The 21,081-nt window shown below is 70.3% G+C and carries 20 protein-coding genes; 2 read left to right on the plus strand and 18 right to left on the minus strand.

All coding sequences use genetic code 11. The features are described from left to right. Nucleotides 1–26: 26 nt before the first annotated feature. The 3 genes from IGS69_RS05190 to IGS69_RS05200 form a co-directional block, all read right to left on the minus strand. Nucleotides 27–683 (minus strand): vitamin K epoxide reductase family protein, encoded by a 657-nt coding sequence (locus IGS69_RS05190; protein WP_190897391.1) that lies wholly within the window; start codon nucleotides 681–683, stop codon nucleotides 27–29. 436 nt (nucleotides 684–1,119) lie between these two features. After that, a complete protein-coding gene (gene hisS, locus IGS69_RS05195) occupies nucleotides 1,120–2,382 on the minus strand; it encodes a histidine--tRNA ligase (protein WP_190897392.1) in 1,263 nt (420 codons plus the stop codon). Nucleotides 2,383–2,393: 11 nt separating this feature from the next. Next, on the minus strand, nucleotides 2,394–3,101 hold the full coding sequence (locus IGS69_RS05200; protein ID WP_190897393.1) for an MBL fold metallo-hydrolase: 708 nt from the start codon (nucleotides 3,099–3,101) through the stop codon (nucleotides 2,394–2,396). A gap of 167 nt (nucleotides 3,102–3,268) precedes the next feature. Here IGS69_RS05200 and IGS69_RS05205 point away from each other — a divergent pair, with 167 nt between their 5' ends. Together IGS69_RS05205 and IGS69_RS05210 are read left to right on the plus strand one after the other, a co-directional pair. Then, nucleotides 3,269–4,114 (plus strand): peptidylprolyl isomerase, encoded by an 846-nt coding sequence (locus tag IGS69_RS05205; RefSeq protein WP_190897394.1) that lies wholly within the window; start codon nucleotides 3,269–3,271, stop codon nucleotides 4,112–4,114. A 136-nt stretch (nucleotides 4,115–4,250) separates the two neighbouring features. Continuing rightward, nucleotides 4,251–5,480 (plus strand): DUF349 domain-containing protein, encoded by a 1,230-nt coding sequence (locus IGS69_RS05210; protein WP_190897395.1) that lies wholly within the window; start codon nucleotides 4,251–4,253, stop codon nucleotides 5,478–5,480. Nucleotides 5,481–5,553: 73 nt separating this feature from the next. Here IGS69_RS05210 and relA read toward each other — a convergent pair whose 3' ends face one another. The 15 genes from relA to pgsA all read right to left on the minus strand — a co-directional run bounded on the left by relA (nucleotide 5,554) and on the right by pgsA (nucleotide 20,940). Further along, nucleotides 5,554–8,076 (minus strand): GTP pyrophosphokinase, encoded by a 2,523-nt coding sequence (relA, locus tag IGS69_RS05215; protein ID WP_190897396.1) that lies wholly within the window; start codon nucleotides 8,074–8,076, stop codon nucleotides 5,554–5,556. A gap of 192 nt (nucleotides 8,077–8,268) precedes the next feature. Further along, the gene (locus tag IGS69_RS05220) at nucleotides 8,269–8,808 is read right to left on the minus strand and encodes an adenine phosphoribosyltransferase (protein WP_190897397.1); all 540 of its coding nucleotides are present in this window, start codon (nucleotides 8,806–8,808) and stop codon (nucleotides 8,269–8,271) included. Beyond that, the gene (gene secF / locus IGS69_RS05225; RefSeq protein ID WP_190897398.1) at nucleotides 8,805–9,920 is read right to left on the minus strand and encodes a protein translocase subunit SecF; all 1,116 of its coding nucleotides are present in this window, start codon (nucleotides 9,918–9,920) and stop codon (nucleotides 8,805–8,807) included. The genes IGS69_RS05220 and secF overlap by 4 nt, the downstream gene beginning before the upstream one ends. Nucleotide 9,921: 1 nt before the next feature. Next, nucleotides 9,922–11,688: a protein translocase subunit SecD gene (gene secD, locus IGS69_RS05230; RefSeq protein ID WP_190897399.1), complete on the minus strand. Its 1,767-nt coding sequence runs from the start codon at nucleotides 11,686–11,688 to the stop codon at nucleotides 9,922–9,924. A 132-nt stretch (nucleotides 11,689–11,820) separates the two neighbouring features. Next, nucleotides 11,821–12,312, minus strand: a complete 492-nt coding sequence (gene yajC, locus IGS69_RS05235) for a preprotein translocase subunit YajC (RefSeq protein ID WP_190897400.1) — start codon at nucleotides 12,310–12,312, stop codon at nucleotides 11,821–11,823. A gap of 185 nt (nucleotides 12,313–12,497) precedes the next feature. Continuing rightward, a complete protein-coding gene (gene ruvB, locus IGS69_RS05240) occupies nucleotides 12,498–13,568 on the minus strand; it encodes a Holliday junction branch migration DNA helicase RuvB (RefSeq protein ID WP_190897401.1) in 1,071 nt (356 codons plus the stop codon). Between the two features lie 45 nt (nucleotides 13,569–13,613). Beyond that, nucleotides 13,614–14,219 (minus strand): Holliday junction branch migration protein RuvA, encoded by a 606-nt coding sequence (ruvA, locus tag IGS69_RS05245; RefSeq protein WP_190897402.1) that lies wholly within the window; start codon nucleotides 14,217–14,219, stop codon nucleotides 13,614–13,616. Then, entirely contained in the window at nucleotides 14,216–14,755 is a 540-nt protein-coding gene (gene ruvC / locus IGS69_RS05250) for a crossover junction endodeoxyribonuclease RuvC (RefSeq protein WP_175431467.1), read from the minus strand. Before ruvC ends, ruvA begins: the two co-directional genes overlap by 4 nt. A 197-nt stretch (nucleotides 14,756–14,952) precedes the next feature. After that, nucleotides 14,953–15,705: a YebC/PmpR family DNA-binding transcriptional regulator gene (locus IGS69_RS05255; protein WP_097215555.1), complete on the minus strand. Its 753-nt coding sequence runs from the start codon at nucleotides 15,703–15,705 to the stop codon at nucleotides 14,953–14,955. A gap of 48 nt (nucleotides 15,706–15,753) precedes the next feature. Continuing rightward, on the minus strand, nucleotides 15,754–16,362 hold the full coding sequence (gene pdxT, locus IGS69_RS05260; protein WP_190897403.1) for a pyridoxal 5'-phosphate synthase glutaminase subunit PdxT: 609 nt from the start codon (nucleotides 16,360–16,362) through the stop codon (nucleotides 15,754–15,756). Nucleotides 16,363–16,375: 13 nt separating this feature from the next. After that, the gene (pdxS, locus tag IGS69_RS05265) at nucleotides 16,376–17,281 is read right to left on the minus strand and encodes a pyridoxal 5'-phosphate synthase lyase subunit PdxS (protein WP_190897404.1); all 906 of its coding nucleotides are present in this window, start codon (nucleotides 17,279–17,281) and stop codon (nucleotides 16,376–16,378) included. 136 nt (nucleotides 17,282–17,417) lie between these two features. Beyond that, the gene (locus IGS69_RS05270) at nucleotides 17,418–17,960 is read right to left on the minus strand and encodes a LemA family protein (protein WP_190897405.1); all 543 of its coding nucleotides are present in this window, start codon (nucleotides 17,958–17,960) and stop codon (nucleotides 17,418–17,420) included. A gap of 156 nt (nucleotides 17,961–18,116) precedes the next feature. Next, nucleotides 18,117–19,280 (minus strand): glycosyltransferase family 4 protein, encoded by a 1,164-nt coding sequence (locus IGS69_RS05275; protein ID WP_190897406.1) that lies wholly within the window; start codon nucleotides 19,278–19,280, stop codon nucleotides 18,117–18,119. Next, nucleotides 19,277–20,185 (minus strand): phosphatidylinositol mannoside acyltransferase, encoded by a 909-nt coding sequence (locus tag IGS69_RS05280; protein WP_190897407.1) that lies wholly within the window; start codon nucleotides 20,183–20,185, stop codon nucleotides 19,277–19,279. Before IGS69_RS05280 ends, IGS69_RS05275 begins: the two co-directional genes overlap by 4 nt. Then, nucleotides 20,182–20,940 (minus strand): phosphatidylinositol phosphate synthase, encoded by a 759-nt coding sequence (gene pgsA, locus IGS69_RS05285; RefSeq protein WP_232543436.1) that lies wholly within the window; start codon nucleotides 20,938–20,940, stop codon nucleotides 20,182–20,184. Before pgsA ends, IGS69_RS05280 begins: the two co-directional genes overlap by 4 nt. Nucleotides 20,941–21,081: the final 141 nt, after the last annotated feature.

Consider the following 21,081-nt stretch of genomic DNA (forward strand, 5'->3'; position numbering starts at 1 on the left):
TCCGGCCGGGCCCCGGAACCAGGGGCTCAGCTCAGCCAGAAGTCCCACCAGCGGGTCAGGATCAGCATGCCGATGATGCCGATGTGCAGCACGGGCATGACCCAGGTGAACTCGCCGAAGAAGCTCTTGAGCCAGGTCGGGGCGGGCAGGAAACCCTTGCGGATGTTGAACGACGTCACGTACCAGAACATCAGGATCGTGGCGACCCAGGCGAGGCTGCACCACAGGCAGAGCGCGTTGATCCGGTACAGGGACTGGAACATCAGCCAGGCGCAGAAGACCACGCCGAAGAGGCAGCCTGCGTTGAAGGTGAGCCAGTACCAGCGCGGGAAGCGGGCGCGGGCGAGCAGCGCCACGCCGACGCCGATGACGATGCCGTAGCAGACGAGGCCGAGCATCGGGTTCGGGAAGCCGAAGACGGCGGCCTGCTTGCTCTCCATGACGCTGCCGCAGGAGACGACCGGGTTGAAGCTGCAGCCGGGCGTGAACGTCTTGCCCTCGACCTTGGCCTCGAGGATCTTGAACTTGTCGATCGTGATGACCCACGCGGCGAGCAGTCCGGCCGCGCCGGTGATCACCAGCAGCAGGGCGAGGGCCCGGCTGCCGCCCTCCGCGCGCGGTGCGACCGCGGCGCGCTCCGGCTCGGATTCCGTGGAGACGTCCCTGACTGTCGTCTTGCTCATCACGCCGATTCCGTCACTTGAGACCTGAACATCTTCGGGCAGGGCCATTGTGCCGCACAGGCGCCCGTGTCCACCGTTCAGTGAACATAAGGACGTCCGCCCGGTCGCCCCTGAGGGGTGCGTTCCGGCCGACGCTCGTCGCAGGGCGGCACAGGGGTACGAACGCGCCGTGGACCTGCGGGGCTGCGCAAAGGAGTTCCTGCTCGGGTCGGACCCGGCGACCGGCACGCGCGCGTGGCGCTCCCGTCCCGGAATCGTCCGGCAGGACGAATCGGCGCTCGCCGAGTTGACGTTCATGGAGACCGGGCGGCACTTCCCCCGCTGCCACCCCCGGCCGCGTGACGGCAAGATCTGGCCGGTTCTGTTCATCAACGGCCTCGGCCTCCACAGCCGCGTGGGCTGTGGAGGCCGAGGCCGTTCTCGTCCGGGCCGCTGATCAGCCCAAGCGCGCTTCCAGCTCCGCCACGATCTCGTTCACGCCCACCGCCGTCTGTTCGCCGGACTCCATGTCCTTGAGCTGGACGACGCCCTCGGCGAGGTCGCGTTCGCCGGCGACGACCGTGTACCGGGCTCCGCTGCGGTTGGCGTTCTTCATCGCGCCCTTGAGGCCCTTGCCGCCGTAGGCGAAGTCGGCCGCGATGCCGTTCTTGCGCAGTTCGGTGACCTTGGCGAACAGGACGCGGCGGGCCTCCTCGCCGAGCGGGACGGCGAACACGCTGGTGGTGGCGGGCAGTTCCAGCTCGACGCCCTCCGCCTGCAGGGCGAGGACCGTGCGGTCGACGCCGAGGGCCCAGCCGACGGACGGCAGCGCCGGGCCGCCGATCATCTCGGAGAGGCCGTCGTAGCGGCCGCCGCCGCCCACCGCGGACTGCGAGCCGAGACCGTCGTGGACGAACTCGAAGGTGGTGCGGGTGTAGTAGTCCAGGCCGCGGACCAGCTTCGGGTCGTCCTCGAAGGTCACGCCCGCCGCCGTGATCAGCTCGCGGACCTCCTCGTGGTACGCCTTGCACGCGTCGCACAGGTAGTCACGCAGCAGCGGCGCGTCCCCCAGCTGCTTCTGGACCGACTCGCGCTTGTCGTCCAGGACGCGCAGCGGGTTGATCTCGGCGCGGCGCAGGGTGTCCTCGTCCAGGTCCAGGCCGCGCAGGAACTCCTGCAGCGCCGACCGGTAGACGGGGCGGCACTCCTGGTCGCCGAGGCTGTTGAGGAGGATCCGGAAGTTGCGCAGGCCCAGCGAGCGGTACGCCTGGTCGGCCAGGATGAGCAGCTCGGCGTCCAGCGCCGGGTCCTCGGCGCCGATCGCCTCGGCGCCCACCTGGGAGAAGTGGCGGTAACGGCCCTTCTGCGGACGCTCGTAGCGGTAGTACGAGCCGGAGTACCAGAGCTTGACCGGGAGATTGCCGGCCTTGTGCAGGTTGGCCTCCAGCGCCGCGCGCAGGACGGAGGCCGTGCCCTCGGGGCGCAGGGCGAGCCGGTCGCCGCCCTTGGTCTCGAAGGCGTACATCTCCTTGGTCACGATGTCGGTGGACTCACCGACCCCGCGCGCGAAGAGTTCGACGCTCTCGAAGCCCGGCGTCTCGATGTAGCCGTAGCCGGAGTTGCGCAGCGGGGCGGCGATCGCCTCGCGGACGGCGAGGTAGGCGGCGCTGTCCGGGGGGATCAGGTCGTACGTGCCCTTGGGGGCCTTGAAGGTGCTCACGGAAGGTCTCGTCACATTCCTCGTCGGGGAGCCCGGGCGGGTCCCTGGCCGGCGGCCACCTGCCGCAGATACGGGTTGGTGGAGCGCTCCTGGCCGATGGTCGTCTGGGGGCCGTGGCCGGACAGCACCACGGTCGAGTCGTCGAGCGGCAGGCACACGCGGGCCAGCGAGTCGAGCATCTCGGCCATGTCACCGCCGGGCAGGTCGGTGCGTCCGATGGAGCCGGCGAACAGCAGGTCGCCCGAGAAGAGGATCGGCGGGATGTCCGCCGCCTCGGGCATGCCGAAGGTCACCGACCCCTTGGTATGGCCGGGTGCGTGCGCGACGGACAGCTCAAGGCCCGCCAGCTCCAGCTTCGCCCCGTCGGCGAGCTCCTTGACGTCGTCGGGCTCCCCCACGGTCAGCTCGCCCAGCAGCGGCATCCCGATGGACCGGCCGAGCGCCTTCTCGGGGTCGCTCATCATGTACCGGTCGTCGGGGTGGATCCAGGCCGGCACGTCATGCGCGCCGCACACCGGGACGACCGACGCCACGTGGTCGAGGTGGCCGTGGGTGAGGACGACGGCGACGGGCTTGAGCCGGTGCTTGCCGATCGCCTCCGCGACGCCGTCGGCGGCCTGATGGCCGGGGTCGATGATCACGCACTCCTCACCGGCGGCGGGGGCGACGAGGTAGCAGTTCGTCCCCCAGGCCCCGGCGGGGAACCCGGCAATGAGCACGATCGTCCTTCGTTGTGTCGATACGGGCGGCTACGGCTGCTCACAGAGCCTACCGGCGCTGCCGATTCCTCAGCGAACCCATATACGGTACGGGGCACACGCGGGCGCTCGTCACACAGGACGCACGCGTACCGGTCGACGTAACGGACCCATGAGGAGAGAACCCGGTGGTCAGCCAGGAACAGCGGCGGCGTCAGCTCGCCCGGGAGAAGTTCTTGCGGCAGCAGCAGCGACGCACTGACGCGCGACGCAAGGCCCGTATCCGCAACTCCGTGATCGCCTCGGTTCTCGGCGTGATCGTGGTCCTCTCGGTGACGGTCTTCCTGACCAAGCCGTTCGAGGACGACGGCAAGAAGGAGAACGCGAACGCGGAGGTCACGCCGAGCGCCACGCCCAGCAAGGTCCCGGACCCGTGCGAGAAGCCGGCCCCGGGCAAGGTCAAGTCGCAGACCTGGAAGAAGGAACCGGCGATGACCGTCGCCGAGTCGGCGAAGTACACGATGAAGCTGGACACGACCTGCGGCGAGATAGACGTCGCGCTGAAGGCGTCGGCGGCGCCGCACACCGTCAACTCGTTCAACTTCCTTCTCGGCAAGGGCTATCTGGACCACAGCAAGTGCCACCGGCTCACGGACCAGGGCATCTACGTCCTGCAGTGCGGCGACCCGCAGGGCACCGGCATGGGTGGACCGGGCTACACCATCCCGGACGAGAACCTCAAGGACAAGAGCCTCAAGGGCGGGACGTACCCGGCGGGCACGGTCGCGATGGCGAACCAGTACAACGCGCAGACGAAGCAGGGCCGCGACAGCGGCGGCAGCCAGTTCTTCCTCGTCTACCAGGACAGTCAGCTGCCGCCCGACTACACACCGTTCGGCACGGTGTCCGAGGCGGGCATGAAGGTCCTGAAGAAGATCGCGGACGCCGGGGCGCAGGCTCCCGACCCTCAGACGGGCAATACGGCGCCCAACGCGACGGTCGTGATCAACAAGGCCACGATCACGAAATCCTGACCCCCAACTGCGAAATTTCGGTCGCGCGGGATGCGGACACGCCCCCCGCCGGTCGCCTATGTTGGCCGTGACGAAACTGTGGACGATGCCCGGGGGAGCTTCAGGCCCCTCGCAGGCATCATGTGGAGGAGGCGCTGTGAGCAGCGACCCGTGGGGCCGCGTCGACGAGACGGGGACCGTGTACGTGCGTACGGCCGACGGCGAGCAGGTCGTCGGTTCCTGGCAGGCAGGCTCCCCCGAGGAGGCGCTGGCCTATTTCGAGCGCAAGTACGAGGGCCTGGTTGTCGAGATCGGCCTCCTCGAGAAGCGAGTGAAGACCACCGACCTGTCGGCCAAGGACGCCCAGGCCGCCATCGACCACATCCGCGAGCAGGTCGACGCGCATCACGTGGTGGGCGACCTGGACGCCCTGCGGGTCCGGCTGGACAAGCTCGTGGAGCTGGTGGAAGCGCGCCGTGAGGAGCGCAAGGCGCAGCGTGCGAAGCAGTCCGACGAGGCCCGGCACGCCAAGGAGGCGCTGGTCACCGAGGCGGAGGAGCTGTCGCAGTCCGACCAGTGGCGGGCGGCCGGTGAGCGGCTGCGGGCCCTGGTGGACACCTGGAAGGGTCTGCCGCGCCTGGACCGCAAGTCCGACGACGAGCTGTGGCACCGGTTCTCGCACGCGCGGTCGGCGTTCTCCAAGCGGCGCAAGCAGCACTTCGCGCAGCTGGACGCGCAGCGCGAGGAGGCCCGCAAGACCAAGGAGCGGCTGGTCTCCGAGGCCGAGGCGCTGTCGAACTCGACGGACTGGGGCGTGACGGCGGCGCGCTACCGCGAGCTGATGGCGGAGTGGAAGGCCGCGGGCCGCGCTCAGCGCGAGCACGAGGACGACCTGTGGAACCGCTTCCGCGGCGCCCAGGACGTCTTCTTCGCGGCCCGCAGCTCGGTCTTCGCCGAGCGGGACGCCGAGCAGTCGGAGAACCTCAAGCTCAAGGAGGAGCTGGCCGAGGAGGCCGAGAAGCTCCTGCCGGTCACGGACCTGAAGGCGGCCCGTGCCGCGTTCCGGAACGTGAACGAGCGCTGGGAGGCCATCGGCCATGTGCCGCGCGACGCCCGGCCGAAGGTCGAGGGCCGGATGCACGCGGTCGAGCGGGCCATCCAGGAGGCCGAGGAGGCCGAGTGGCGCCGGACGAACCCGGAGGCACGTGCGCGTGCCGAGGGTCTGACCGGCCAGCTCCAGGCGGCGGTGGACAAGCTGCGGGGCCAGGTCGAGCAGGCCCGTGCGCAGGGCAACAACGCCAAGGCGGACAAGCTCCAGCGTGAGCTCGACGGCCGCCAGGCGCTGCTGGACCAGGCGCTGAAGGGCCTGCAGGAGTTCGGGGGCTGAGCAGTCCGTCGAAAGGGGCTCCCGTACGAGGTGTACGGGAGCCCCTTTCGTGTGGTCGTGCGCGACGACCGGGTTACGACCTGCTGCGCGCCGACGTCACCCGGTACACGTCGTAGACGCCCTCCACGCCCCGGACCGCCTTGAGCACATGGCCGAGGTGCTTCGGGTCGCCCATCTCGAAGGTGAAGCGCGAGGTGGCGACGCGGTCGCGGGAGGTCTGGACGGCCGCGGAGAGGATGTTGACGTGCTGGTCGGACAGCACGCGGGTGACGTCCGAGAGGAGCCGGGAGCGGTCCAGGGCCTCGACCTGGATGGCGACCAGGAAGACCGAGGACTGGGTGGGCGCCCACTCGACGTCGAGGATGCGCTCGGGCTCGCGCGACAGCGAGTCGACGTTCACACAGTCGCTGCGGTGCACCGAGACGCCGCTGCCGCGGGTGACGAAGCCGATGATGGGGTCGCCCGGGACGGGGGTGCAGCAGCGGGCCAGCTTGACCCACACGTCCTCGACGCCCTTGACGACGACGCCCGGGTCGGCGCTGGAGCGGCGCTTGCGGCTGCGGCCACGGGCCGGCGGGACCGACTCGTCGATCTCCTCGGTGGCGGCCTCCTCACCGCCGAGGGCCTGGACCAGCTTCTGCACGATGTTCTGTGCGGAGACATGGCCCTCGCCGATCGCCGCGTACAGCGCGGAGATGTCGGCGTAGCGCATCTCGTGCGCGAGGGTCACCAGGGAGTCGCCGGTCAGGATGCGCTGGATCGGCAGGTTCTGCTTGCGCATCGCGCGGACGATGGCGTCCTTGCCCTGCTCGATGGCCTCGTCGCGGCGTTCCTTGGAGAACCAGGCGCGGATCTTGTTGCGGGCGCGCGGTGACTTGACGAAGCCGAGCCAGTCGCGGGAGGGGCCTGCGCCGGCCGCCTTTGAGGTGAAGACCTCCACCAGGTCGCCGTTGTCGAGGGTGGACTCCAGCGGGACCAGCCGGCCGTTGACGCGGGCTCCTATGGTGCGGTGCCCGACCTCGGTGTGCACGGCGTAGGCGAAGTCGACCGGGGTGGCGCCGGCCGGGAGCGCTATGACGTCGCCCTTGGGGGTGAAGACGAAGACCTCGTTGCGGGACAGGTCGAAGCGCAGGGACTCCAGGAACTCGCCCGGGTCCTCGGTCTCCTTCTGCCAGTCCAGGAGCTGGCGCAGCCACGCCATGTCGTTGAGGTGGTCGTCCTTGCCCTTGCCGGAGGACTTGGGGGCGTCACTGCGCACCTTTGAGGCGCCGGCGACGGCCTCCTGCTTGTACTTCCAGTGCGCGGCGATGCCGTACTCGGCGCGGCGGTGCATGTCGAACGTGCGGATCTGCAGCTCGACCGGCTTGCCGCCGGGGCCGATGACCGTGGTGTGCAGCGACTGGTACATGTTGAACTTGGGCATCGCGATGTAGTCCTTGAACCGGCCGGGGACCGGGTTCCATCGCGCGTGCACCGTGCCGAGGGCCGCGTAGCAGTCGCGGACGGTGTCCACGAGGACGCGGATGCCCACCAGATCATAGATCTCCGCGAAGTCCCGGCCGCGGACGATCATCTTCTGGTAGACGCTGTAGTAGTGCTTCGGGCGTCCGGTGACGGTCGCCTTGATGCGGGCCGCGCGCAGGTCCTGCTGGACCTCGTCGGTGACGATGGCCAGGTACTCGTCACGCTTCGGTGCCCGCTCGGCCACCAGCCGTACGATCTCGTCGTACATCTTGGGGTAGAGGATCGCGAAGGCGAGGTCCTCCAGCTCCCACTTGATGGTGTTCATGCCCAGGCGGTGGGCGAGGGGCGCGTAGATCTCGAGGGTCTCGCGCGCCTTCTTCTCCTGCTTCTCGCGCTTGAGGTAGCGCATGGTGCGCATGTTGTGCAGGCGGTCGGCGAGCTTGATGACCAGGACGCGCGGGTCCTTGGCCATGGCGACGACCATCTTGCGCACGGTCTCGGCCTGGGCGGCCTCGCCGAACTTGACCTTGTCCAGCTTGGTGACGCCGTCGACGAGCAGCGCGACGACGTCGCCGAAGTCGCGGCGCAGGTCGTCCAGGCCGTACTCGGTGTCCTCGACCGTGTCGTGCAGCAGGCCGGCCATCAGCGTGGCCGGATCCATGCCCAGCTCGGCGAGGATGGTGGTGACGGCGAGGGGGTGCGTGATGTACGGGTCGCCGCTCTTGCGCTTCTGGCCGCGGTGCCAGCGCTCGGCGACCTGGTAGGCGCGCTCGATCTGGCGGAGCGTGGCCGTCTCGATCTTCGGGTCGTTGCTGCGCACTATCCGCAGCAGCGGCTCCAGCACCGGGTTGTACGGGTTCGCGCGCTGCACACCGAGCCGGGCCAGACGGGCGCGGACGCGGTTGGAGGAGCCGGAGCGGGCCGGCTGTCCGGCTCCCTGACGTACCGCGGGCGGCGGGGTGGGCTTGGGCCGCGACTGCTCGGCGGGCTTGTCGACCGGTGCCGCCTGGGCATGCTCGACCGCCCCGCGGGTGTCGTTCTTCGCGTGGGGCGTGTTCGGCGCGGGCTTCGCCGCGGCTGCCGAGGCGGACTCGGGTTTGGCGGCGGTCAGGTGCTGGGCCTCGTCTGGCAAGAGGGCTCCTCGTGCGCGATCCGGGTCCCCCGGTCAGGTTCCGGAGACCCCATGGTAGCGATCCTGAGCTCCAGGATCGCCTTCAGGCCAATGTGAGGGCCGTCTACCGGCACAACGCGGGAGGCGGGCTCCGGATTCCTCCGGGCCCGCCTCCACGGTGTCGTGCCGGTGTCCGCCGGGACACCGCGGTCGCTACACGGTGAGCAGCGCCTCCAGCGTGGCGCCGTTCAGCACCGGCTCCAGGCGGGCGCGGCCGCTCAGGAAGCCGAGCTCCATGAGGACGGCGAGCCCCGCGACCTCGGCGCCGGCCCGGCGGATGAGCTGGACCGAGGCCTCGGCGGTGCCGCCGGTGGCGAGGACGTCGTCGACGATCAGCACACGGTCCTCGGCGGTGAGGTCCTCGGCGTGCACCTCGATCTCCGCCGAGCCGTACTCCAGGTCGTAGGACTGGGCGAGGGTCGCTCCGGGGAGCTTGCCCGCCTTGCGCACGGGGATGAAGCCGATACCGGCGCGGACGGCGACCGGGGCGCCGAGGATGAAGCCGCGGGCCTCCAGGCCGACGACCTTGGTGGCACGCGTACGCTCGGCGATCTCGGCGAGGGCGTCCGTCAGGGCCGTGAACGCCGCCGGGTCCGCCAGGAGCGGGGTGATGTCCTTGAACATCACGCCCGGCTCCGGGTAGTCGGCCACGTCGCGGATGCGGCTGAGCAGCAGCTCCTTGATGTCGGTCATCGGCGCTTCCCCGAGGGGCGGCCGCGGCCACGCGTGCGCGAGGCGGGCTGGTTGCGCGGCCCGACCACCGCGGGTGCGGCGTCCTCGGGCTCGTCCGCGTACGCCTCGTCGTCGCCCAGGACCTGGGTCTCGCCCGTGGCGGCGGTCTGGGCCCGCTTGGCGAGGACGCGCTTCTTCAGGGCCTTCATCGCCGGCTCGCGCTCCTTGAGGTCGGCGACGAGCGGCGTGGCGATGAAGATCGAGGAGTACGCACCGGCGGCCAGGCCGACGAACAGCGACAGCGAGATGTCGTTCAGCATGCCGGCGCCGAGGACGCCGCCACCGATGAACAGCAGGCCCGCGACCGGCAGCAGCGCGACCACCGTGGTGTTGATGGAGCGGACCAGGGTGCTGTTGATCGAGCGGTTGGCGACGTCGCTGTAGGTCCAGCGGGTCTGCTTGGTGAGGTCCTTCGTCTGTTCCTTGAGGCTGTCGAACACCACGACCGTGTCGTAGAGCGAGTAACCGAGGATGGTCAGCAGGCCGATCACCGTGCCCGGCGTGACCTCGAAGCCGACGAGGGCGTAGATGCCGACGGTGATGGTGATGTCGTGGATCAGCGCGATGAACGCGGCGACCGCCATGCGCCACTCGAACGCGATGGCCAGGTAGATCACCACGAGGATCAGGAAGATGCCGAGGCCCTGCCAGGCCTTGTTGGCGATCTGCTCGCCCCAGCTGGGACCGACCAGCTCGGCGTTGATCTGCTCCGCGTCGACGTTGAGGTCGTCCGAGAGCTGGTTCTTGATCTGGTTGGCCTTGTCGGTCTCGATGCCCGAGACCTGGATGCGCATGCTTCCGTCGCCGAGCTCCTGGACGATCGCGTCGTGACCGGAGGCCCTTTCCGCGTACTCCTCGGCCTGGGACACCGAGACGCTGACGTTCTTCGGGGTGGTGAAGACGGCACCGCCCTGGAACTCGATGCCCATGTTCAGGCCGCGCACCGCCAGGCCGACGATGGCCGTGATGGTGATCAGGATCGACAGGCCGTACCAGATCTTGCGGTTCTTGATGAAGTCGTAGCCGATCTCGCCACGGTGCAGCCGGGCGCCGAGGTTGCCGAGTTTCGACATCTCACGCCTCCTTCGTCTCGACGGGGGCGGAGGGACGGCGGGTGCGGCGCAGTGGCGGCTGGGCACCCAGGCTCTTCGGGTCGAGGCCGGACCACTTGTGGCCGTTCGCGAAGAAGGGCCGACGCGCCAGCAGGGTCAGCAGCGGCTTGGTGAAGAGGAAGACCACGACGACGTCGAGCAGCGTGGTCAGGCCGAGCGTGAAGGCGAAGCCGCGCACCTTGCCGACGGTGACGATGAAGAGCACCGCGGCGGCGAGGAAGGACACGAAGTCGGAGACCAGGATGGTGCGCCGGGCGCGAGGCCAGGCCCGCTCGACGGCGGGGCGCAGCGTACGGCCCTCGCGGATCTCGTCCCGGACGCGTTCGAAGTAGACGATGAACGAGTCCGCCGTGATGCCGATGGCGACGATGGCACCGCAGACGGCCGGCAGGTTCAGCGCGAAGCCGATGGCCGGGCCGAGCAGGGCCATGAGCGTGTAGGTGAGGGCGGCGGAGACCAGCAGCGAGAGGATCGCGACGAACGACAGACCGCGGTAGTAGGCCAGCAGGTAGATGACGACCAGGGCGAGACCGATGGCGCCGGCGATCAGACCGGCCTGCAGCTGGTCACCGCCCAGCGCGGCGGTCACGGTCGTCATGCTGTCCACCTTGAAGGTGAGCGGCAGCGCACCGTAGCTCAGCATGTTGGACAGGTCCTGGGCGGACTGCTGGTTGAAGTTGCCGGAGATCTCGGCGTTGCCGCCGGTCAGGGCCTGCCGGACGAACGGGTCGGAGACGACCTCGCCGTCCAGGACGATCGCGAACTGGTTCTGCGGGGACTGGTTCTGCGCCAGCTTGCCGGTGATGTCGGCGAACTTCTTGGCGCCGCCGTCGGTGAAGTCCATGGTGACGGTCCAGCCGGCACCGGTCTGCGTGTTCAGGACGGCCTGGGCCTTGTCGACGTCCGTGCCGTCGACCTCGGCGGGGCCGAGGATGTACTTCTGCCACTGGCCCTGCGCGTTCTTGCCGCAGGCCAGGGTGGGCTCGGAGGCCTTGACGCCGTCGCCCACGGTGGAGCGGGCCTTGGCGTCGGTGCAGTCGAGCTTGGCGTACTTCGCCTGCAGCGCGTTCGCGTCGGCCTCGGCGGAGCCGCCGCTCGCCGACGGGGACGGGCTGGCCCCGGGCTTGTCCGAGGCGCTCGCGGAGGGCGAGGCGTCGGCCTTCAGCCCGTCGGTGACCGCGCGGCCCTGGGTGGTGGGCGTGGCGGACGGCGAGGCGGAGTTCTTGTCGGTGGCCGAGGGCTTGTCGCCGGCCGCGCCGGACGGCTTGCCCGAGGGGCTGCCGGTGGGGCTCGGGGAGGGGCTGGCCGCGTCCTTGCCGCCGGAGACCTCGGTGGCGATGACCGGGCGGAAGTAGAGCTTGGCGGTGGTGCCGACCTGCTTGCGGGCCTGCTCGGAGTTGGTCCCCTTGGGGATGTTCACGACGATGTTGTCGCGGCCCTGCGTCTGGACCTCGGCCTCCGAGACGCCCAGACCATTGACTCGGCGCTCCATGATGGAGACGGCCGTGTCCATGTTGGTCTTGTTGATCGCCGACTCGTTGCCGGCCTCGGGGACCGCGCGGAGCGTGATGCTCGTACCGCCGGCGAGGTCGATGCCCAGTCGCGGCTTCGTGTGCCCCGAGGCGAACATCCCACCGGTGAGCGCCACGATGGCGATCAGGATCAGGGCCAGCGAGCGCCCCGGCTTGCTCCGGGCGCTCGCGCTCCTGCCCTTTTTAGGTGTGGCCACCTTCTCGTACTCCCTCTCGGGCCACCTCGCTCCGGATCGGCGGACGGGCGGCCATGACATGGTGTCGGGATTCCGTGCGAGCTGGGCGTGTCCCGGGGTGCGCGGGCCGGGCCCGCGCACCCCGGGACACGACTACTTCGCCTCGGAGTCGCCGTCGGTCTTCTTCGGCTCTGCGTCCGACTTCGCCTCGGCGGCCTCGTCGGCCGGCTCGTCGGCCGCGTCCTTCTTGCCGAGGTCGACGGCCTTGTCGTCACCGGGGGCGTCGGCGGCGGGCTCGTCGGTCGCGGTGAGGGAGGAGGCGTCGTCCGGGACGATGTCGGCGTCGGACTTCAGGTCGTGCTCGATGCCGTGAACGATGCGGTTGTACTCGTCGTCGGTGAGGACGGCGCCGATGGCGTTCTTGGCGAACAGGAGGTCGACGCCGGGACCGGCGTCGAGGAGGACGGTGTCCTCGTTCACTTCCTTGACCGTCGCGTACATGCCCCCGATGGTGCGGATACCGCTGCCGGGCTGCATCTGGTTCCGCATGTCGACGGCCTGCTGCTGCTTCTTCTTGGCCGACCGGGTCATCAGGAACATGGCCCCGATGAGCACGATGAACGGGAGGAGGGTCAGGAGACTCACGGGTCGGTACTTCCTTCACACGACCGCGCTGTGAGCGGCCAGCTGGTTGGGGGTATGTACGCCGCCGACAAAGGCGGCATCGGCGGAGTCTAAGCGAGTCCGCGCGCATGGAACAACGCTCAGCATGGCACCGGGGTTCCCCTTGCGGCCACTGACCTCGCCGCCCCGCGGGCGTGACGGAGGCGTCACGCCCCGAACAAGTCCCCTTGTCCGTTTCCGGCGCTCTGGGAGCGGGGCGGGGTGAGGCCGAGATGTGCCCATGCGGCGGGAGTGGCGACCCGGCCGCGGGGGGTCCGGGCCAGCAGGCCCTCCCTGACGAGGAAGGGCTCGGCGACCTCCTCCACGGTCTCACGTTCCTCCCCCACCGCGACAGCGAGCGTGGAGAGGCCGACCGGACCACCGCCGAACAGCTTGAGCAGGGCCTCCAGCACGCCCCGGTCGAGGCGGTCGAGGCCGCGCGCGTCCACCTCGTACACGGCGAGGGCCGCTGCGGCGATGTCCCTGGTGATCAGGCCGTCGGCCTTGACCTGCGCGTAGTCGCGGACGCGGCGCAGCAGGCGGTTGGCGATGCGGGGCGTGCCGCGGGAGCGTCCGGCGATCTCGGCGGCGCCCTCCGGCTCGACCTCGACCTCGAGGAGGTTCGCCGAGCGGTGGATCACCCGCTGCAGTTCGGCCGGTTCGTAGAACTCCATGTGCGCGGTGAAGCCGAAGCGGTCGCGCAGCGGGGGTGGCAGCAGGCCGGCCCGGGTGGTGGCGCCGACCAGGGTGAAGGGGGGCAGCTCCAGCGGGATGGCGGTGGCGCCTGGGCCCTTGCCGACGATGACGTCGACGCGGAAGTCCTCCATCGCCATGTACAGCATCTCCTCGGCGGGCCGGGACATGCGGTGGATCTCGTCGAGGAAGAGGACCTCGCCCTCCTGCAGGGAGGAGAGGATCGCGGCGAGGTCGCCGGCGTGCTGGATGGCGGGGCCCGAGGTGATGCGGATGGGGGCGCCCATCTCGGCCGCGATGATCATCGACAGGGTGGTCTTGCCGAGGCCGGGGGCGCCGGAGAGCAGCACGTGGTCGGCGGTGGCGCCACGCGCGCGTGCGGCGCGCAGCACGAGGTCGAGCTGCTCGCGCACCTTCTCCTGGCCGATGAACTCGTCCAGGTCCTTGGGGCGCAGGGCGGCCTCGACGGCCTGGTCCTCACGGTCGGCGACGGAGTCCACCAGCCGCTCTGCGGAGTCGGCGTCGGTGGTGTCGTCCCAGTTCATGGAGTGTGCCTCGGAATCTCGGTACGGACGTGCGGACGGCTCGGACTAGCGGGCGCGGTTCAGCGTCTGCAGGGCCACCTTCAGCAGCTGCCCCACCTGGGGCGTGCCCTCGGCGGCCTCGGCCTGCGGGGCCACGGCGGTCACGGCCTCGTCGGCCTCCCGGGTCGCGTACCCGAGGCCGATCAGGGCCGCGTGCAGCTGGTCACGCCAGCCGCTGCTGACGGGTGCGCCGACGGCGGGTGCACCGACCGGCGCGCCGAGGCGGTCCTTCAGCTCCAGGAGCAGTTTCTGCGCGCCCTTCTTGCCGATGCCGGGGACGGCGGTGAGGGCATTCTCGTCGGCGGTCGCGACGGCCCGGCGCAGGGCGTCCGGGCTGTGCACGGCGAGCATGGCCTGGGCGAGCCGGGGGCCGACGCCGCTGGCTGTCTGGAGCAGCTCGAAGACCTGCCGCTCGTCGTCGTCCGTGAAGCCGTACAGGGTGAGGGAGTCCTCGCGGACGACCAGGGAGGTGTGCAGCGTGGCCGGCCGGCCCACGCGGAGGGTGGACAGCGTGTTCGGCGTGCACTGGACGGCCATGCCGACGCCGCCGACCTCGACGACGGCGGCGTCCGGAGCGAGTGCGGCCACTGTGCCGCTGACGAAGGCGATCATGCCGTCCGGCCTTTCGGTGCTTTGGCTGTGTGCAGGGCGACGGCCTGCTGGAGTCGGTTCTGCGCGGGGGCGCGCCAGATGTGGCAGATGGCGAGGGCGAGGGCGTCGGCCGCGTCGGCGGGCTTGGGCGGGGCACTGAGCCGGAGCAGGCGGGTGACCATGGCGCCCACCTGTGCCTTGTCGGCGCGGCCGCTGCCGGTGACGGCGGCCTTGACCTCGCTCGGGGTGTGCAGCGCGACGGGGATGCCGCGGCGGGCGGCGCAGAGCATGGCGACGGCGCTGGCCTGGGCCGTGCCCATCACGGTACGGACGTTGTGCTGGCTGAAGACGCGCTCGACGGCGACGAACTCGGGGCGGTGCTCGTCGAGCCACTGCTCGATGCCCTGCTCGACGGCGACGAGGCGGTGGCCTAGGTCGGCGTCGGCGGGTGTGCGGACGACGCCGACGCCGATCATCGTGAGCGGCCGTCCGGCGACGCCCTCGACGACGCCGACACCACACCGGGTCAGTCCCGGGTCCACCCCCAGTACGCGCACGCGCCCTCCCCTTTTGCGGCTAAACCGCCGCCGCTCTCGCGGACCTCGCTGAGCACCGTCGTGGTTCCTCAATCGATGGTCGCGGTCCGTGGACGGTGATCTTTGGCTGTGCCAGGCTATCCGCTGCCACCGACAACGACAGCGGGCCGGAAGACGTGTGTCCCCCGGCCCGCCGAGTACGCAACATTCGCGGCGCGTTACGCGTCGACCTTCTCCATGACCTCGTCGCTCACGTCGAAGTTGGCGAAGACGTTCTGCACGTCGTCGCTGTCCTCCAGCGCGTCGATCAGCTTGAAGATCTTCTTGGCGCCCTCCTCGTCCAGCTCGACCTGCATGGTCGGGACGAAGTTGGCGTCGGCGGAGTCGTAGTCGATGCCGGCGTCCTGGAGGGCGGTGCGGACCGCGACCAGGTCGGTGGCCTCGCTGAGGACCTCGAAGCTCTCACCGAGGTCGTTGACCTCCTCGGCGCCCGCGTCGAGCACGGCGGCCAGCACGTCGTCCTCGGACAGCTCGCCCTTGGGGACGATCACGACGCCCTTGCGGTTGAACAGGTACGACACCGAACCCGGGTCGGCCATGGAGCCGCCGTTGCGGGTCATGGCGACGCGGACCTCGGAGGCGGCGCGGTTGCGGTTGTCGGTGAGGCACTCGATGAGCACCGCGACACCGTTGGGACCGTAGCCCTCGTACATGATCGTCTCGTAGTCGGCGCCGCCGGCCTCGAGGCCGCCGCCGCGCTTGACCGCGGAGTCGATGTTCTTGTTCGGGACCGACTGCTTCTTCGCCTTCTGGATGGCGTCGTAGAGGGTGGGGTTGCCCTCGATGTCGACGCCGCCCATCCGGGCAGCCACCTCGATGTTCTTGATCAGCTTCGCGAAGAGCTTGCCGCGCTTGGCGTCGATCACGGCCTTCTTGTGCTTCGTCGTAGCCCATTTAGAGTGGCCGGACATCTGCCTGTCTCCTTCGCGTAACCCATCTCAGCAACGAACGCAGGAATCCTACAAGGATCCGGCTGTCCGGTTCGCCCGCACCATGTCGACGAACAGGGCGTGGACGCGGTGGTCTCCGGTCAGTTCCGGGTGGAACGAGGTGGCCAGCGCGGTGCCCTGGCGGACCGCGACGATGTGGCCGTCGTGCTCGGCGAGCACCTCGGTCCGGGCTCCGACGGACTCCACCCAGGGGGCGCGGATGAACACGCCCTCCACCGGATCGCCCTCGATGCCCCGGACGCCGACGGCCGCCTCGAAGGACTCGTTCTGCCGGCCGAAGGCGTTGCGGCGCACGATCATGTCGATACCGCCGATGGTCTCCTGGCCCGAGCGCGGGTCCAGGATCTTGTCGGCGAGCATGATCATGCCGGCGCAGGTGCCGTAGACGGGCATGCCGTCCCGCACGCGCGCGCGGAGGGGCTCCAGCAGGCCGAACAGGACGGCCAGTTTGGAGATGGTGGTGGACTCGCCGCCGGGGATGACGAGACCGTCGACCTCGGCGAGTTCGTCGGGGCGCCGCACCGGCCTGGCCACGGCATCGGCCGCGGCCAGGGCGACGAGGTGCTCCCGTACGTCGCCCTGGAGAGCCAGGACGCCTATGACGGGGGTGTCGCTCATGGATTCCTGTGCCTTACCAGCCGCGATTGGCGTAGCGCTCGGCCTCGGGGAGGGTGTCGCAGTTGATGCCGACCATGGCCTCGCCGAGGTTGCGGGACGCGTCGGCGATGATCTTCGGGTCGTCGTAGAAGGTGGTGGCCTTCACGATGGCGGCGGCGCGCTTGGCCGGGTCGCCGGACTTGAAGATGCCGGAGCCGACGAAGACGCCCTCGGCGCCGAGCTGGCGCATCAGGGCCGCGTCGGCCGGGGTGGCCACGCCGCCGGCGGAGAACAGCACCACGGGGAGCTTGCCGAGCTCCGAGACTTCCTTGACCAGCTCGTACGGGGCGCGCAGCTCCTTGGCGGCGGCGTACAGCTCGTTGTTGTCGTAGCCGCGCAGGCGGGCGATCTCGTTCTTGATCTGGCGCAGGTGGCGGACGGCCTCGACGACGTTGCCGGTGCCGGCCTCGCCCTTGGAGCGGATCATCGCGGCGCCCTCGGCGATGCGGCGCAGGGCCTCGCCCAGGTTGGTGGCGCCGCAGACGAAGGGGGTGGTGAAGGCGAACTTGTCGCTGTGGTTGACCTCGTCGGCCGGGGTGAGGACCTCGGACTCGTCGATGTAGTCGACGCCGAGGGACTGCAGGACCTGGGCCTCGACGAAGTGGCCGATGCGGGACTTGGCCATGACCGGGATCGAGACGGCGTCGATGATGCCCTCGATCATGTCCGGGTCGGACATGCGGGCCACGCCGCCGTCCTTGCGGATGTCGGCGGGGACCCGCTCCAGGGCCATGACGGCCACGGCGCCCGCGTCCTCGGCGATCTTGGCCTGCTCCGGTGTGACGACGTCCATGATCACGCCGCCCTTGAGCTGCTCGGCCATGCCGCGCTTCACTCGGGCGGTACCGGTCTCGGGAGTCTGGATTTCGGAGATGGACACGGGTGACCTCGCTGATGGGAAAGACGGTTTCTGCAGCACTGAGGAAACGTGAGAGAACCAGGCCACAGCAAGGGCCAATAGGAACGCCGTGGATCCTTTTGCGACGGACGGCCCGAAAACGACAGGTGAACGGGGCCTAGGCGGCCCGGTCCACCAGGGCCACCGGAGGCTCGTCGTCCATTTCGAAGGCCATCGGGAAGGGGGCGTGGCCGGCCAGGCGGAACCAGCGGACCTTGCGATGCCGGCGCAGGGCACGGGCCGCTCGTACGGCGTCATTGTGGAAGCGCCGGGCCATCGGCACCCTGCGGACCGCCTCGGTGAGTTCCCGGGCCGCCTCCTCTCCCCCGGGCGCCTCCCGCACCGCCTCCACCTGCGGGGCCTCCCCGAAGACGGCACGCAGCGCCTGGCTCAGTTCGCTCTCGGCCACTTCCCGCTGCTCCTCCTCGGCCTGCCGGGCGGCGTGCGCGGCCTCGTACAGCACGATCGAGGCGGCCGGGTCGAGGACCCCTGACGTCGCCAGTTCCTGCGCGACCGAGGCACGCCGCAGCAGCTGGGCGTCCAGGGCCGCGCGGGCGGCGTCGATGCGGGCGTGCAGACGGTCGAGCCGGCCGGCGGTCCAGCTCAGGTAGAGCCCGATCGCGACCAGGGCGACGGCGATCCAGATGAGAGTGGTGGTCACGGGCGGCAAGGCTAGCGGCAGGAGGGTCCGTGCCGTTCGCCCCGCCCTGCCCGTGGTCAGCGGTTGCGCTCCTCCGCCAGGGGCGGGACGGACATCAGGGTCTTGAAGTGCCCCTTGGGATGGCCCTCGCCGACGAGAAGACCGGGCGCCCGCCCGTCAGTCCCGGGCGAACCCCAGCCGCCCCCACAGCCCGGTCGTCCGTTCGTCCTCGGCCACCGCCGCCGCTCCGGCCGTGACCGTCTCGTAGACGGACAGGATGTCCGCGCCGACGGTCGACCAGTCGAAGCGCCGCACGTGGGCGCTCCCCCGCTCACGCAGCTCCGCCAGCCGTTCCGGGTCCGCCAGGAGCCGTACCGCCGCGTCGGCGAGGGCGTCGGCGTCCTCGTTGGGGAACAGTTCGCCGGCCGCTCCCCGGTCCAGGACCTGGGCGAAGGCGTCCAGGTCGGAGGCGAGGACGGGGGCTCCGGCGGACATGGCCTCGACGAGGATGATGCCGAAGCTCTCGCCGCCGGTGTTGGGCGCGACGTACAGGTCGACGCTGCGCAGGAAGCGGGCCTTGTCCTCGTCGCTGACCATGCCGAGGAACTCGACGCGGGCGCGCAGCTCGGCCGGGAGGGACTGAACAGCCTCCTCCTCGTCGCCGCGCCCGGCGACCAGCAGCCGGGTCTGCGGACGCGCGGCGAGGATCTTCGGCAGGGCCCTCATCAGCACCGGGAGTCCCTTGCGGGGCTCGTCGATGCGCCCCATGAAGCCGATCGTGTCGCCCTGCCACTCGGCCTTGGGCTCGGCGTCGGCGAAGAAGTCGACGTCGACGCCGTTGGGGATCACGACCGCGTCGCCGCCGAGGTGCTCCACCAGCGTGCGGCGGGCGTACTCGCTCACCGCGATCCGGGCGCTGATCTTCTCCAGGGCGGCCTGGAGGATCGAGTAGGCGGCGATCATCGCGCGGGAGCGCGGGTTGGACGTGTGGAACGTCGCCACGATCGGCCCCTGGGCGGCCCAGCACGTCAGCAGGCCCAGCGACGGGGAGGTCGGCTCGTGGATGTGGATCACGTCGAACGCGCCGTCGTGCAGCCAGCGGCGCACCCGGGCGGCGCTCAGGAAGCCGAAGTTCAGCCGGGCCACCGACCCGTTGTACGGCACCGGCACCGCGCGCCCGGCCGAGACGACGTACGGCGGCAGCGGGGTGTCGTCGTCGGCGGGGGCCAGGACGGACACCTCGTGGCCGAGGCGGATGAAGTACTCGGCGAGGTCACGGATGTGGAACTGGACGCCACCCGGTACGTCCCAGGAGTACGGGCAGACGATGCCGATCCTCACGCGGATCCCTTCGCTGGATCGAGGTCGGCGAGCCACAGTCGCTGCAGCATGTGCCAGTCCTCCGGATGGTCGGCGATCCCGGTGGCGAAGGCGTCGGCCAGCGCCTGTGTCATGACGGACGTCTTCTCGGCGCGCGTGCCGGACCGGGGGACCTCCACGGGCGGGTGGACGCGGCCCCGCATCACGGGCGAGTCGTCGTACCAGAGGGTCACCGGCAGCAGCAGGGCGCCGGTCTGCTGGGCGAGCAGGGCCGGTCCGGCCGGCATCCGGGCCGTGTCGCCGAAGAAGTCCACCTCGACGCCCGACGCGGACAGATCGCGGTCGGCGACCAGGCAGACCAGGCCGCCCTCGCGCAGCCGCCGGGCCAGGGTGCCGAAGGCGGTGCCGCCGCTGTGCGGCAGGACCTCCATGCCGAGGCCCTCGCGATAGGCGACGAACCGGTCGTAGAGCGTCTCGGGCTTCAGGCGCTCGGCGACCGTGGTGAAGGGGATGCCGAGCTTGGTGGTGACCCAGGCGCCGGCGAGGTCCCAGTTGGCGAGGTGCGGCAGAGCGAGTATCACGCCCTTGCCGGCGGCCATGCCCTCGGTGAGGTGGTGCAGGTCCTTGGGGTCGAAGCCGGCCTCGATCCGCTGCTCGCTCCATGCCGGGAGACGGAAGGACTCCATCCAGTAGCGCAGGTAGGAGCGCATCCCCGCGCGGGACAGCTCGGCCAGGCGCTCGGGGCTCGCGTCCGGCACCACGCGCGCGTAGTTGCTCTCCAGGCGCCGCACGCCCTTGCCGCGCTGCTTCCAGGCCAGGTCGGCGATGGTCCGGCCGAGACGTACGGCGGCCGGCTCGGGGAGCTTCTTGACCGCGCCCCAGCCGAGGCCGTACAGCGCGTCCGTCAGACGGTCCTGTGCGCTCACGTGGCCGCCTCGCTCCCGTGAGAGGCGTTCTGCGGCTCGTCCGCGTCGTCCTGCTCGCCCTGTGCGGCGGCCTCCGCCTCCGCGGACTCCCTGCGGACCGTGACGACCCGCTGGATCAGCGTGACGAGGCTGCCCACGGCGACGATCCACAGGGCGACGGGCAGCAGGTACTGGATGCCGGGCACACCGAACTTGTGCAGGCCCGCGAAACCGGCCGCCACCAGCGAGATCACCAGGCGCTCGGCACGCTCGACGAGCCCGTTGACCGCGACCGGCAGGCCGATCGATTCGCCCCGGGCCTTGGTGTACGACACCACCTGGCCGCTGACCAGGCAGAAGATCGAGACGGCGCACAGGACGAGGTCGTCGCCCCCGCCGGCGTACCAGAGGATGAAGCCGCCGAAGATCGCGCCGTCGGCGACCCGGTCGAGCGTGGAGTCCAGGAAGGCGCCCCAGCGGCTGGAGCGGCCGAGCTGACGGGCCATGTTGCCGTCGACGAGGTCGGAGAACACGAACAGCGTGATCACGACCGTGCCCCAGAAGAACTCGCCCATGGGGTAGAAGACCAGCGCGCCCGCTACCACACCGGCGGTGCCGATGAGCGTGACCGTGTCGGGGCTGACGCCCCGGCGGATGAGAAACGCGGCGAACGGTGTGAGGACACGCGTGAAGAATGCACGCGCGTACTTGTTCAGCATGGCCTTCCCGAGGGTCGGTGTCGCCGTCTGGCCCCTGCTGGCCACCGGCTGGCCCATCGTAGTCACGCGCGCGCGTGGCCGAGGTGCGGGCACCCGGACCCCTTTCGGGGGAACCCGCGGGCCGCTGGTGGGGCGCGGGATCACGTCCTTCGTATGGACGCACCGTGACGGGAGTGGGAAGGTCGAATGACCGCGGGC

Origin of the sequence: Streptomyces tuirus (assembly GCF_014701095.1) — a bacterium.
Lineage (GTDB): Bacteria > Actinomycetota > Actinomycetes > Streptomycetales > Streptomycetaceae > Streptomyces > Streptomyces tuirus.